The organism is Rhizobium sp. PAMB 3182 (assembly GCF_052908355.1).
Genome location: NZ_CM128607.1, coordinates 1,010,773 through 1,024,618, shown reverse-complemented (window position 1 = coordinate 1,024,618; position 13,846 = coordinate 1,010,773). Strand labels below are relative to the sequence as shown.

Here is a 13,846-nt window from a genome sequence, read left to right as displayed (position 1 = left end):
CTCAGAAATATCCTTCGCGTTTCTTCTTTTCCATCGAACCGGCCTGGTCCCTGTCGATCGCACGGCCCTGGCGTTCGGAGACGGTGGCGATCTCCAGTTCGGCGATCACTTCGTCGAGTGTGGTGGCATTGGAGCGGATACCGCCGGTCAGCGGCCAGCATCCGAGCGTGCGGAAGCGCAGCATGCCTTCCTGGATCTGTTCGCCCGGAAGCGGCTCGAAGCGCGGATCTTCCGCCCACATCAGCATGCCGTCGCGCTCCACGTATTTGCGCGGCTTGGCATAGTAGAGCGGCGGCAGCGGAATGGCTTCGGCCTGGATGTAGCGCCAGATGTCGACTTCGGTCCAGTTGGACAGGGGGAAGGCGCGCACGCTCTCGCCTCGGCGGATCATGCCGTTATAGACGTTCCACAGTTCCGGGCGCTGGTTGCGCGGATCCCATTTGTGGTCGGGCGTGCGGAAGGAGTAGATGCGCTCCTTGGCGCGGCTTGCCTCTTCGTCGCGGCGCGCGCCGCCGAAGGCCGCGTCGTACTTGCCGGCGTCGAGCGCCTGGCGCAGCGCTTCCGTCTTCATCACGTCGGTGTGGTAGGACGAACCGTGGCTGAAGGGGCCGATACCTTCCGATGCACCGCGCGGATTGGTGTAGACGACGAGGTCGAGGTCGAACCGCCGTGCCATCTCGTCACGGAAGGAAATCATTTCCGGGAACTTCCAGCCGGTGTCGATGTGCAAGAGCGGGAAGGGCACGCGACCGGGATAGAAGGCCTTGCGCGCCAGATGCAGCAGCACGGAGGAATCCTTGCCGATCGAGTAGAGCATCACCGGGTTCTCGAACTCGGCTGCGACCTCGCGGAAGATATGGATCGCTTCGTTTTCCAGCGCCTTCAGGTGCGGATCGAGCGGCGCCTTGGTCGGCGGATCCTGGATATGGGCATCGAACTCGGAAATATGCATCTGTCTTGCCTTTGTCAGAACCGGATATGCCGGTTCAATCCTTTGGTTGTTTCTGCCCCTCACCCTGACCCTCTCCCCGCGAGCGGGGAGAGGGGATGCTGCGGCTACCGTTTGTCTCCTTCTCCCCGCAGGCGGGGAGAAGGTGCCGGCAGGCGGATGAGGGGCCCTTGATCTCTAGAGCGAACTCGACGTGATCGACGAAGCCGCGGCTTCCGGCACGTGCAGGCCGCATTCGCGCTTCTCGTCGTTCTCCCACCACCAGCGGCCGGCGCGTTCCGGCTCGCCGGGCTTGATGGCGCGGGTGCAAGGCTCGCAGCCGATCGACGGATAGCCGCGCGCATGCAGCGGATTGACCGGCACGTCGTGCTCGGCGACGAAGGCGCGGATCGCCTCGATGTCGAAGTCGGCCAGCGGATTGATCTTGATGAGGCCGCGCTCGGCGTCATATTCCGCAAACGGCGTGTCGGAGCGGTTGCCCGACTGGCCGCGCCGCAGCCCGGTGATCCACACGGACGCGCCTTCCAGCGCACGCGCCAGCGGCTTCAGCTTGCGCACCGAACAGCAGGCGTGGCGCGCCTCGACGCTCTCGTAGAAACCGTTCATGCCGTACTTGGCTGCATAATCTTCGACGTCCGCCTGGTTCGGCTGGAAGCGGCGGATGTTGATGCCGTAACGCTCCTCGGTTTCGCCGATCAGGTTGACGGTTTCGGCAAACAGCCGGCCGGTCTCCAGCGTCACGACGTCGATCGGAAGACAGTGCATGCCGATGGCGTGGGTGATCACCTGGTCCTCGATGCCGAGCGAGGTCGTGAAGACCGAGCGGCCGCCGAGTTCGGAGACCAGCGCCAGCCGGCCGGCGAGGTCGAGGCCCGCAAGCTTTTCATTCAACGATTCCGCAGCTTCACTTTTGCCGATGGCGGTCATGAGGATCCATCCAGTCTCTGTCAGTCCATTCCTATTGAGCCGGAGTATTTCAGGTCGGCCGCATGAAGGACAGAAAAACGGATTTCCAAACAACAGGCGGGGGGAGCAAATATCTCTCCAGAGCGCCGATAACGCGCAAAAGCGTGACCGCACCCGCTTTCCGCCCCCGCGCGCACTTGATTTGACGGGCATTCGCAGGCACACCGGCCTGAGAGGGAATGAGGACGTGCCGTCACCGGGGCGGCGGGCAATTGGCAGCGATGATTTCACAGAAGGCAAAATACGCATTGAGAGCGCTGGTGGCCCTTGCCAGGGCCGACAACAGCAAGCCCCTGCTGATCTCCGAAATCGCCGAAGGCCAGAAAATCCCGAAGAAGTTCCTCGAGCAGATTCTCTTGAGCCTGCGCAACCAGGGCATCGTCGAAAGCCGGCGCGGCCGCGACGGCGGATACCGTCTCCTGCGCCCGGCCGATCAGATCACCTTCGGCGAAATCCTGCGCATCATCGACGGCCCGATCGCGCCGCTGCCCTGTCTGTCGCTGACCGCGTACAGGCGCTGCGAAGACTGTTCGGGCGAGGACAGCTGCGAGATCCGCCAGGTCTTCGCCCGTGTCGCCGATGCCACGCGGCAGGTGCTTTTCCACACGACCATCGCCGACTCGATCGCCGATGAAAGCGACCCGATCGACGCTTTGGCGTGAGCTTTTGGGCCCCTGAAGGCTGAAACGGCTTTCTTCCGCCCGTCATCCTTTCACCGTCACCATTGCTGCCAGAACCGATTTTCAGGGAATGATTTTCGACGCCGTCCCGTGCGCCGGGAACCTCTTTTGCGTTCTGGATGTGTATTGTTGACTAACTCTACCTAATCGATAGAGTTTTAGTGCAATCAACTAACGGAGGTAACAGCATGTCACGCAGAAAGCTGAAATACGGTGTCTTCACCCTGGCGATCTATCTGGCCGCGGGCACGATCATCCCGGCCATCGCCGGCCAGGAAATCCTCAACGTCTCCTATGATCCGACCCGCGAGTTCTACAAGGACTACAACGTCGCCTTCGAAAAATACTGGAAGGGCAAGACCGGCGAGGACGTCACCATCGATCAGTCGCATGGCGGCTCCGGCAAGCAGGCGCGCTCGGTCATCGACGGCCTCGACGCCGACGTCGTGACGCTGGCGCTGGAGGCGGACATCGACGCGATCGCCGCCAAGACCGGCAAGATCCCGGAAAACTGGCGGACGCTGCTCCCCGACGACAGCGCGCCCTACACCTCGACCATCGTCTTCCTGGTCCGCAAGGGCAATCCGAAGGGCATTCACGACTGGGGCGATCTCATCAAGGACGGCGTCCAGGTGGTCACCCCCAATCCCAAGACCTCCGGCGGCGCCCGCTGGAACTTCCTCGCCGCCTGGGCCTGGGCCGAGAAGCAGTATGGTGGCGACGACGGAAAGGTTCGCGACTACATCACCAAGCTCTTCCAGCATGTACCCGTGCTCGACACCGGCGCCCGCGGCGCCACCCAGACATTCGCCGAGCGCGGTCTGGGCGACGTGCTGATCTCCTGGGAGAACGAGGCCTTCCTGGCGCTCGACGAGCTGGGTCCGGATGAATTCGACATCGTCGCCCCCTCTGTCTCCATCAAGGCGGAACCGTCGGTGGCGCTGGTGAAAGGCAATGCCGATGCCAAGGGCACGACGGCGGTCGCCGAAGCCTATCTCGAATATCTCTATTCACCGGAAGGCCAGTCGCTTGCCGCCAGCCATTATTACCGGCCGTCCAATCCGTCAGGGGTCGACCCGAAGCTGCTCGCCCGCTTCCCGAAGCTTGACCTCGTGACGATCGCCGATTTCGGCGGCTGGAAGGCCGCACAGCCGAAATTCTTCGGCGACGGCGGCGTCTTCGACACGCTCTACAAGCCGGGGAACTGATCGCATGGCTGCCGCTCTGTCCTCAAGGAGCTGGCAGTGGCGAAAGCCGAGCGTCATTCCGGGTTTCGGACCGGCGCTCGGCCTCTCGCTCGCCATGCTCACGCTCGTGGTTCTCATTCCGCTCTCGGCCCTGGTGCTGAGGGCGGGGGCGCTCGGCCCGACGGGCATTCTGGCCCTGGCCGCCGAGCCGCGGATCGCCGCCGCGCTGAAGACCAGCTTCCTGTCCGCGCTCGTCGCCGCGGCGGTCAATGCGGTCTTCGGCACGCTGACCGCCTGGGCGCTGACGCGCTACCGGTTTCCCGGCCGCCGTCTCGTCGATGCGATCGTCGATCTTCCCTTCGCCCTGCCGACGGCGGTGGCCGGCATCGCGCTGACCGCCATCTATTCGCCGAAGGGACTTGTCGGCCAGTTCTTCGCCGCGCTCGGCGTCAAGATCGCCTATGCGCCGCCCGGCATCGTCGTCGCCCTGATCGCCGTCGGCTTTCCCTTCGTGGTCCGCACCGTGCAGCCGCTGATCGAGGAGATCAGCCGCGAGACGGAGGAAGTCTCCGCCACGCTCGGGGCGACGCGGCTTCAGACGCTCGTCCGCGTGGTCTTCCCCCATCTTCTGCCGGCGATCCTCACCGGCTTCGCGCTGGCACTCGCCCGCGGCATCGGCGAATACGGCTCGGTGATCTTCATCGCCGGGAATATTCCCTACGTCTCCGAGATCGCGCCGCTGCTGATCGTCATCCGTCTCGAGGAGTTCAACTATCCGGCAGCGACCGCGATCGCCACGATCATGCTGGTGATCTCCTTCCTGATGCTGTTCCTCATCAATCTCATCCAGAGCTGGAGCCAGAAGCGGGGAGGCGGACATGGTCGATGAGACAACCTCCGCCGTCCCGTTGCCGGCCCCGCAGTCGCAAGACCCGGTGTCCGAACCCTTCGCCGTCCGCGTGACGGTCATCGGGCTGGCGCTGCTCTTCCTCACGCTGTTCCTGATCCTGCCGCTCGGCACCGTCATCGCCCAGACCGTGCGCGCCGGCTGGCCGAGTTTCGTCGAGGCGATCGGCGATCCCGACACGCTGGCGTCGATCCGCCTGACGCTTGCCGTCGCCGCCGTTGCGGTGCCGTTCAACCTCGTCTTCGGCATCTCTGCCGCCTGGGCGATCGCCAAGTTCGATTTTCGCGGCAAGACCTTCCTGACGACGCTGATCGACCTGCCGTTTTCCGTTTCGCCGGTCATCGCGGGCCTGGTCTACGTCCTCCTCTTCGGGGCGGACTCCTGGCTCGGCCCGCAGCTGAAGGATCTCGGCTTTCCCGTCATCTTCGCCTTTCCGGGCATCCTGCTGGCCACGATCTTCGTGACCTTCCCGTTCATCGCCCGCGAGGTCATCCCGCTGATGGAGGCGCAGGGCACCGGCGACGAGGAGGCGGCGATTTCGCTCGGCGCCTCCGGCTGGCAGACCTTTTTTCGGGTCACACTGCCCAACATCAAATGGGCGCTTCTCTACGGCGTCCTCCTCTGCAACGCCCGCGCCATGGGCGAGTTCGGCGCCGTTTCGGTCGTCTCGGGCCATGTGCGCGGCAAGACCAACACCATGCCGCTGCAGATCGAGGTTCTCTACAACGACTACAACATCGCCGGCGCCTTCGCTGTCGCTTCGCTGCTCGCCGTGCTGGCGCTGGTGACGATGGGCCTGAGGGCCGTCCTCGAACTGAAATTCGGCAATGACGTCGGCAACGGCGCGCACAGATAGGAGAGGATGATGGATATCCGCATTGACAAGATCCGCAAGGAATTCGGGGACTTTCCGGCACTGCATGACGTGTCGCTGAACATCCGCTCCGGCGAACTGGTGGCGCTGCTCGGGCCGTCGGGCTCCGGCAAGACCACATTGCTCCGGCTCGTCGCTGGCCTCGAACAGCCGACCCAGGGACGCATCCTGTTCGGCGGCGAGGACGCCTCCTGGAAAAGCGTGCAGGAGCGTCAGACCGGCTTCGTCTTCCAGCATTACGCGCTGTTCCGCCATATGACGGTGTTTGACAACATCGCCTTCGGCCTCGAGGTACGCAAGCGTCCGGACCGCCCGCCGAGGGCCGAGATCCGCCGCCGCGTCCTGGAACTGCTCGACATGGTCCAGCTTGCCGGCCTCGAGGGCCGCTATCCGGCGCAGCTTTCGGGCGGCCAGCGCCAGCGCGTGGCGCTCGCCCGCGCCATGGCGATCGAGCCGAAGGTGTTGCTGCTCGACGAGCCGTTCGGTGCGCTCGACGCCAAGGTGCGCAAGGACCTGCGCAAATGGCTGAGAGAATTCCACGACCGCACCGGCCACACGACGCTGTTCGTCACCCACGACCAGGAGGAGGCGCTGGAGCTTGCCGACCGGGTCGTGGTCATGAGCAACGGGCGGATCGAGCAGGTGGGCTCGGCGGATGACATCTATGACCAGCCGGAATCGCCCTTCGTCTTCTCCTTCGTCGGCGACAGCGCCAGCCTGCCGGTGCTGGTCGACGGCTCCGAGGTTCTCTTCAACATGGCGCCGAGCGGCGTTCACGCCGACAGGCGGCATGCCGGCTCGACGCGGATCTATTTCCGGCCGGCGGATGTCGAACTGGTGGAGGAGGGACCGTCCCTCAAGGGCAGGGTCGTGTCGGTCCGCCGGCTCGCCGGTACCCGCATCGCGGAGATCGACACCGGCATCGGTCCGGAGGGCTTCATCGAGATCGACGTGCCGCTGAACCTTGCGGCCGAGCCGGGCCGGGAGATTTCCTTCCGGCCGACCCGCTGGGAGCTCTTCTGAACGCTTACTTCGTCGGGGTCGCTTCGTCGGCCTCGGCGGGATCCTGCTCGGCGCGCTGGCTGGCGCGCGTGTGACGGATGCTGTCGGCGATGAAGGCGCGCGACAGGCCGTGATAGAGCGGCTCGGGCGACAAGAGACGCGAGGTGATGTAGCCGAGCATGGCGGTTGCCATGATGGCGATCACGCTTTCATGGTTGCCGGTCATTTCCAGGATGATGACGAAGGCGGTCATCGGCGCCTGCACGACGCCGGCGAAATAGCCGGCCATGCCGAGCAGCGCCGCCAGGCCGATATTGGTGCCGAGCGCCATGCCGACGGTCGAGCCGAAGCCGGCGCCGACGGCAAGCGACGGCGCGAAGATGCCGCCCGGAATGCCGGAGATCATCGACAGGAAGCCGGCGATGAGCTTGCCGACGAAGAAGAAGGGATCGGCCGCCTGACCTTCCAGCGCGCCGCGCGCCACGTCGTAGCCGGTGCCGAAGGTGGTGCCGCCGAAGGCGACGCCGATGACGGCCACACCAAGTCCGCAGCCGCCGGCGAGCAGCAGGGCGCGCTTCAGCGGTGCGGTCAGCGTCCAGCGTTTGATGCGGATCGACAGGTAGAGCGCGCCGCCGGAAAAGGCCGCGCCGAGAATGCCGCCGCCGATGCCGCAGATGAAGACCAGCGCCCATTCGACCATGCCGATCGAGACTTCGTTCATCGTGCCGAAATAGGTGTAGTGGCCGACGAGGCCGAGGGCCGCGAGGCCGGAGAGGATGACGGCGGTCAGCACCGCGCCGTTGGCGCGCGATTCGAAGCTGCGGCTCATCTCCTCGATGGCGAAGACGATCCCGGCGAGCGGGGTGTTGAAGGCGGCGGCGATGCCGGCGGCCGAGCCGGAGAGAATGAGGCCGCGCGCCTGCGCCATGCCGCCGATCTTGGCGGCATACTGCATGATCGCCGCACCGACCTGCACGGTCGGGCCTTCACGGCCGATCGACGCGCCGCAGAACAGGCCGACGATGGTCAGCGCCACCTTGCCGACGCCGACCTTCATCGACAGAAGCCGCTCGCGGGCCTCGTGCGAGCGAAGATGCCGCGCGGCGATCGCCTGCGGGATGCCGGACCCTTGCGAGTTGGGGAAGTAGACGATTGCCATGTAGGCGCAGAAGACGAAGCCCGCCGGCGTGATGATCAGCGGCAGGTAGGCGTGCCATGCCGGACCGCCGGTCGTCAGCGCCTGGAAATAATGCTGCGCCATGTCCGCCGCCTTGGCGAACAGGACGGAGACCACGCCGATCGCCAGCGCGCCGATCCAGAACACTGCGCGCGGTTTCCAAAGCCGGGCCGACCCCCAGAAAACGCGTGACCGTCTGAGGAGTTTCGCTTTCCGGTAATTTGGCATTTTTTTATGGCGCTTTCAGGCGGTTGGAGGGGCGGCTGCAACGGGGCTGATAGCAGGGGTTAAACTCCCCTTGTTCCTCACTTTCAAGGTTGGTTCCGGAATTTTTCCAAAAAACTTCAGCCCTTGCCGCGATTCTACCGGTCGCTCGTCTCCCAGCGCGGGTTGATCCACGGTTCCTGGTTGGAGCGGGGCAGGGGATCGCGGCCGAGAATGTGGTCGGCGGCCTTCTCGCCGGTCATGATCGACGGGCCGTTGAGGTTGCCGTAGGTCACGTGCGGGAAGATTGACGAGTCGGCGACGCGCAGGCCCTCGACGCCGATCACGCGGCAATGCGGATCGACGACCGCCATCGGGTCGTTCGCGGAGCCCATCTTGCAGGTGCCGCAGGGGTGATAGGCGCCTTCCAGGTGCTCGCGCAGGAAGGCGTCGATCTGTTCGTCGCTCTGCACCCGCGGGCCGGGCGAAAGCTCGGGACCGCGATAGGGATCGAAGGCCGGCTGCGAGAAGATCTCGCGGGTGATGCGGACCGCATGGCGGAACTTCACCCAGTCTTCCTGCTCGCTCATGTAGTTGAACTGGATGACCGGCGGCGCGGCGACGTCCGGCGAGCGCAGCGTCACCTGGCCGCGCGACTTCGACATGTTGTAGCCGACATGGGCCTGGAAGCCGTGGGCCTTGGCCGGCGACGAGCCGTCATAGGAAATCGCCATCGGCAGGAAGTGATACTGGATGTCCGGCCACTTGACGCCCGCCGCCGAGCGGATGAAGGCGGCCGCCTCGAACTGGTTGGACGTGCCGATGCCCTTCTTGAAGAACAGCCACTGCGCGCCGATGACGCCCTTCCAGAACCAGTTGTTCTTCGAATAGAGCGTGATCGGCTGCAGGCAGTGCTGCTGCATGTAGAATTCGAGATGGTCCTGCAGGTTCTGGCCGACGCCTGGACGGTCGGCGACCACGTCGATACCCATCTCCTTCAGGTGCTCGGCCGGGCCGATGCCCGACAGCATCAGGAGCTTCGGCGAGTTGAAGGCCGAGGCTGCGACGATCACTTCCTTGCGGGCGCGCACGGCATCGACATTGCCGCCGCGTTCGATCTCGACGCCGACCGCGCGGCCGTTCTCGATCATGATGCGGCGGGCGAAGCAGCGGATCAGGTGGCAGTTCTTGCGTTTGAGCGCCGGACGCAGATAGGCGTTGGCTGTCGACCAGCGCCGGCCCTTCCAGCTCGTCTGCTCCATCAGGCCAAAGCCTTCGCCCTTCTCGCCGTTATAGTCTTCCGTGCCCTCGAAACCGGCCTGCTGGCCCGCCTCGATGAAGGCCTTGTAGAGCGGATTGGCCGCTTCGCCGCGGCGCACATGCAGGGGACCGTCGGTGCCGCGCCAGCCCTCCTGGCCGCCATGCGAACTCTCCATCCGCTTGAAGTAGGGCAGCACGTCGGCATAGGACCAACCCTGCGCGCCGAGGTCCTGCCAGCGGTTGAAGTCTTCCGCGTGGCCGCGCACATAGACCATGCCGTTGATCGAGGACGAGCCACCGATGACCTTGCCGCGCGGCGCGATCATCCGGCGGTTGTTCAAGTGCGGCTCGGGTTCGCTGACATAGCCCCAATTATAGCGGTTCATGCCCATCGGATAGGCGAGTGCCGCCGGCATCTGCACGAAGGGGCCGACGTCGGAACCGCCGAATTCCAGCACGATCACGGAATTCTTGCCGTCCTCGGACAGCCGGTAAGCCATGGCGGCGCCCGCCGAACCCGAACCGATGATGACGTAATCTGCCTGCATGTTATTTATTCCCGAAATTAGATAACCTTGCCGTTGTGCCGAATGCCTTGCGGGGCGCACCCCATCTCTCCCCTTGCGGGAGAGAAAGCGATTTCGGAGGCTTAGCTGATGGGGCGAAGACGATGCCTCTGACATTGCGCTGACCCATCAGCTAAACTCCAGAAATCGCAAGTGAGGGGATCGTGCCGCGCATTTCCCCTCACCTGAAAAATCTAACACTTAGCCTTTGGCTAAGGTGTTGATTTTTCTTCCTCTCCCGCAGAGGGGAGAGGAGTTATCTCAATACGGCGCGTCGACCGGTCCCATGGAGACGTAGACGGTCTTCAGCTCCGAATAGTGGTCGAGCGCGGCAAGCGAGTTCTCGCGGCCGAAGCCGGAGCTCTTGACGCCGCCGAACGGCATTTCGACCGGGGTCAGGTTGTAGGCGTTGATCCACACCGTGCCCGCCTCGATCTGGTCTGCGACCCGGTGGCCGCGGGTGATGTCGGCGGTGAAGACGCCGCCGGCGAGGCCGAACTCGGTCGAGTTCGCCCGTGCGACCACTTCCTCTTCCGTGTCGAAATCGAGAACCGACATGACCGGCCCGAAGATTTCCTCGCGGGCGATCGTCATGTCGTCGGTGACGTCGGCAAACACGGTCGGCTGGATATAGGAGCCTTCAGCCGGCACGTCGTTCGGAATGCCGCCGCCGGTCACCAGCCGCGCGCCTTCCGTCTTCGCCGTCTCTATGAAGCCGAGCACTTTTTCGCGCTGGGCAGCCGAGACCATCGGGCCGAGCTGGGTCGCCTCATCCATCGGATCGCCGAGCTTGATGACCTCGGTGCGCTCCTTCAGCCGGGCGAGGAACTTTTCCTTGATGCCTTTCTGCACGAAGACGCGGGTGCCGTTCGAGCAGATCTGCCCGGTCGAATAGAAATTACCGAGCATCGCCCCGCCGATCGCATCTTCCAGCGACGCGTCGTCGAAGACGATCAGCGGCGACTTGCCGCCAAGCTCCATCGTGACGTGGCGGAGACCGGAAGCTGCCGCCTCATAGACCTTGCGGCCGGTCGGAACCGAGCCGGTCAGCGACACCTTGGCGACGTCCTTGTGGTTGACGAGCAGCGGGCCGGTCGTCCGGTCGCCCTGCACGACGTTGAAGACGCCCTTCGGCACGCCGGCCTCGATGAAGATCTCGGCGATCTTCAATGCGCCGAGTGGCGTCATTTCCGACGGCTTGAAGACCATGGCATTGCCGCAGGCCAGCGCCGGCGCCGCCTTCCAGCAGCAGATCTGCTGCGGATAGTTCCAGGCGCCGATGCCGACGCACACGCCGAGCGCCATGCGCTTGGTGTAGGCGAAGCTCTCGCCGAGCGGGATATAATCGCCGTTCAAACCGGCCGCTGCGACGCCGCCGAAGAATTCGAGGCAATCCGCGCCGGAGGAGGGATCGGCGACGATGGTTTCCTGGATCGGCTTGCCGGTGTCGAGCGTTTCCAGTTCGGAAAGCGCGCGGTTTCTTTCGCGGATGATGTCGGCAGCCTTGCGCAGGATGCGTCCGCGCGCCGACGGCGCCATGGCGGCCCATTCCTTCTGGGCGCGCTTGGCACTGGCCACGGCCTTTTCGACGATTGCAGGCGTTGCCGCATGCAGCCTGGCGATCACCTCGCCGGTGGCCGGATAGATGCTCTCAAAAGCAGTGCCGGTGGTATCCTCGACATAGTCTCCGTCGATGAAGTGGCTGGCTTTCGGTTGTGCTCGCATTATTCGCCCCTTGGGTAACGCTTTGATTCTTCGAGGATGTTCAGATCCATGTGGTTGCGCATGTAGCGCTCGGAGGCCTTCTGCAGCGGCTGGTGATCCCATGGATAGTAGGCGCCGTTGCGGAGCGCCTCGTAGACCACCCAGCGCCGCGCCTGGCTTTCGCGCACGGCAGCGTCGAATTGGTCCATATCCCAGCGTGCCGCGCATTTGGCGCGGAAGCCGGCGATGACGTCGGCATGGGCCGGATCGTCGGCAAGGTTGGTCATTTCACGCGGATCGGCGTCGACGTCGAACAGCTGTTCCGGGTCGAGCGTGCAGTGGACGTACTTCCACTTGCCCTCGCGGATCGCCACCATCGGCGCATAGGAGCCTTCGGCGGCATATTCCATCAGCACCGGCGACGTGCGCGTCCCGCCGTCGATGACCGGCTTCAGGCTTTCGCCGTCCGTCCACGGCATGATCTCGTCGAGCGAGATGCCGGCGAGATCGGCAAGCGTCGGCGTCACGTCGAGATTGGAGACGGGCGCGAGATGCCGGCCCGCCGCAATGCCCGGTCCGGCGACCATCAGCGGTACGCGGGCCGAGCCTTCGAAGAAGTTCATCTTGAACCACAGGCCGCGTTCGCCCAGCATGTCGCCATGATCGGAGCAGAACAGGATGTAGGTGTTGTCCAGCATCCGCGTGCGCGTCAGCGTGTCGATCAGTTCGCCGACCTTCTCGTCGAGATAGGAGATGTTGGCGAAATAGGCGTGGCGCGACCGGCGGACGTCTTCCTTCGTGATCGAGAAGTTCTCGTAGTCGCAGGCGAGCATCAGCCGCTTGGAATGCGGGTCCTGGTCTTCGAAAGGAATGTCGCCGATGACCGGCTCCAGGTGCTCGCAATCCTCATAGAGATCCCAGAATTTCCGCCGCGCCACATAGGGGTCGTGCGGATGGGTGAAGGAGACGGTCAGGCACCACGGGCGACGCTGAGCGTCGTCGTTCTCGCGGGCGAGGTGGTAGAGCTTCTGGTTGGCCAGAAACGCGACTTCGTCGTCATATTCCATCTGGTTGGTGATTTCGGCCACACCGGCGCCGGTCACCGAGCCGAGATTGTGGTACCACCAGTCGATCCGCTCGCCGGGTTTGCGATAGTCGGGCGTCCAGCCGAAGTCGGCCGGGTAGATGTCGGTCGTCAGCCGTTCCTCGAAACCGTGCAGCTGGTCCGGCCCCACGAAGTGCATCTTCCCGGAGAGCGCCGTGTAATAGCCGGCGCGGCGCAGGTGATGGGCATAGGTCGGGATCGAGGAGACGTATTCCGCCGCATTGTCGTAGACGCGCGTGCGGCTCGGTAGCTGGCCCGCCATGAAGGAGGCGCGCGCCGGTGCACAGAGCGGCGACGAGGTGTAGTTGTTGGTAAAGCGCGCCGAACGGGCGGCGAGCGCCTTGAGATTGGGCGCGTGCAGGAAGTCGGCCGGGCCGTCCGGGAAGAAGGTGCCGTTCAGCTGGTCGACCATGATGATCAGGATATTGGGACGTTCCGTCATGCTGCGCCTCCCGCGCGTTCAAATGGCCTGAGCTTGACCGTCAGGTAATCCTCGATCAGGGCGACGGAGGCGCTGGAAGAGACCGGCGCCGACTTCAGGCTCTGGCGAATGTAGAGGCCGTCGATCATCGCCGCCGCGCCCTCGGCGATCCGCACCGCGTCGTCCGGCGGGCAGATGCGCTTCAGACCGGAGAGCAGGTTGGAGCGCAGCCGCTTGGCATAGATGACCAGCAGCCGGCGGGTTTCCTCCGAGCGCTGCGCCTCGGCGTAGAAGGCCAGCCACGCGGCGATCGTGCCGGGCGCGAACTGGTCTTCCTGGAAGCTGACCCGCAGGATTGCCGACAGCCGCTCGCGCGGCGAGGCGGCATTGGTCAGCGCCGCCGTGACGTCTTCGCGCAGGTCGCGCAGCAGCGAGCGCACGGTTTCCAGCAGCAGCTGTTCCTTCGAGCCGAAATAATGGTGCGCCAGCGCCGACGAGACGCCGGCCTCCCTGGCGATCTCCGCCATGGTCACGCTCAGCGACCCGTGCTGGCCGATGGTCAGCAGCGCGGCATCGATCAGCGCCTTGCGGCGCACCGGTTCCATTCCGACTTTGGGCATGATGGGGTCCTTTCCTCATCAGGATATTTTTTATTGACTGATCAATCAAGAAAAAACTCACTGGCCGCTTTTGTGGCTTCGGCGCTGCGACACCGAGGTATTTTGACAGTACCTCCAATTGGGACCATAATGACTGTGGCGTTTGTAGAGGATGTGTCAAAACCCTGTCCGTGATGGGACGGCGCTCGCAGCGGAAGGTTCCGCAGACGAGATAAGCCCGCAAT

12 protein-coding genes are annotated in these 13,846 nt (G+C 64.4%); 5 read left to right on the top strand and 7 right to left on the bottom strand.

What is annotated here, in order from left to right:
- Position 1: 1 nt before the first annotated feature.
- Positions 2 to 952, bottom strand: a complete 951-nt coding sequence (gene cysD, locus ACU5AZ_RS05240) for a sulfate adenylyltransferase subunit CysD (protein ID WP_446824972.1) — start codon at positions 950 to 952, stop codon at positions 2 to 4.
- A 174-nt stretch (positions 953 to 1,126) separates the two neighbouring features.
- Positions 1,127 to 1,876 (bottom strand): phosphoadenylyl-sulfate reductase, encoded by a 750-nt coding sequence (locus ACU5AZ_RS05235; protein WP_446824971.1) that lies wholly within the window; start codon positions 1,874 to 1,876, stop codon positions 1,127 to 1,129.
- A 260-nt stretch (positions 1,877 to 2,136) separates the two neighbouring features.
- Between ACU5AZ_RS05235 and ACU5AZ_RS05230 the strand changes: the two genes are divergently transcribed.
- The 5 genes from ACU5AZ_RS05230 (at position 2,137) to ACU5AZ_RS05210 (ending at position 6,586) form a co-directional block, all read left to right on the top strand.
- Positions 2,137 to 2,577, top strand: coding sequence for an RrF2 family transcriptional regulator (locus ACU5AZ_RS05230; RefSeq protein ID WP_446824970.1), 441 nt, complete (start codon positions 2,137 to 2,139; stop codon positions 2,575 to 2,577).
- 206 nt (positions 2,578 to 2,783) lie between these two features.
- Positions 2,784 to 3,803: a sulfate ABC transporter substrate-binding protein gene (locus tag ACU5AZ_RS05225; protein WP_446824969.1), complete on the top strand. Its 1,020-nt coding sequence runs from the start codon at positions 2,784 to 2,786 to the stop codon at positions 3,801 to 3,803.
- Positions 3,804 to 3,807: 4 nt separating this feature from the next.
- Positions 3,808 to 4,671 (top strand): sulfate ABC transporter permease subunit CysT, encoded by an 864-nt coding sequence (gene cysT / locus ACU5AZ_RS05220; RefSeq protein WP_446824968.1) that lies wholly within the window; start codon positions 3,808 to 3,810, stop codon positions 4,669 to 4,671.
- Entirely contained in the window at positions 4,661 to 5,545 is an 885-nt protein-coding gene (cysW, locus tag ACU5AZ_RS05215) for a sulfate ABC transporter permease subunit CysW (RefSeq protein WP_446824967.1), read from the top strand. The genes cysT and cysW overlap by 11 nt, the downstream gene beginning before the upstream one ends.
- 9 nt (positions 5,546 to 5,554) lie before the next feature.
- A complete protein-coding gene (locus ACU5AZ_RS05210; RefSeq protein WP_446824966.1) occupies positions 5,555 to 6,586 on the top strand; it encodes a sulfate/molybdate ABC transporter ATP-binding protein in 1,032 nt (343 codons plus the stop codon).
- A gap of 4 nt (positions 6,587 to 6,590) precedes the next feature.
- On the opposite strand, the gene ACU5AZ_RS05205 is transcribed toward ACU5AZ_RS05210, so the two are convergent.
- From ACU5AZ_RS05205 to betI, 5 genes are all read right to left on the bottom strand, one after another.
- Positions 6,591 to 7,970, bottom strand: a complete 1,380-nt coding sequence (locus ACU5AZ_RS05205) for a chloride channel protein (protein ID WP_446824965.1) — start codon at positions 7,968 to 7,970, stop codon at positions 6,591 to 6,593.
- 134 nt (positions 7,971 to 8,104) lie between these two features.
- Positions 8,105 to 9,754 (bottom strand): choline dehydrogenase, encoded by a 1,650-nt coding sequence (gene betA, locus ACU5AZ_RS05200; RefSeq protein ID WP_446824964.1) that lies wholly within the window; start codon positions 9,752 to 9,754, stop codon positions 8,105 to 8,107.
- Between the two features lie 279 nt (positions 9,755 to 10,033).
- A complete protein-coding gene (gene betB / locus ACU5AZ_RS05195; protein ID WP_446824963.1) occupies positions 10,034 to 11,497 on the bottom strand; it encodes a betaine-aldehyde dehydrogenase in 1,464 nt (487 codons plus the stop codon).
- A complete protein-coding gene (gene betC, locus ACU5AZ_RS05190; protein ID WP_446824962.1) occupies positions 11,497 to 13,023 on the bottom strand; it encodes a choline-sulfatase in 1,527 nt (508 codons plus the stop codon). The genes betB and betC overlap by 1 nt, the downstream gene beginning before the upstream one ends.
- On the bottom strand, positions 13,020 to 13,622 hold the full coding sequence (gene betI, locus ACU5AZ_RS05185; RefSeq protein ID WP_446824961.1) for a transcriptional regulator BetI: 603 nt from the start codon (positions 13,620 to 13,622) through the stop codon (positions 13,020 to 13,022). The genes betC and betI overlap by 4 nt, the downstream gene beginning before the upstream one ends.
- Positions 13,623 to 13,846: the final 224 nt, after the last annotated feature.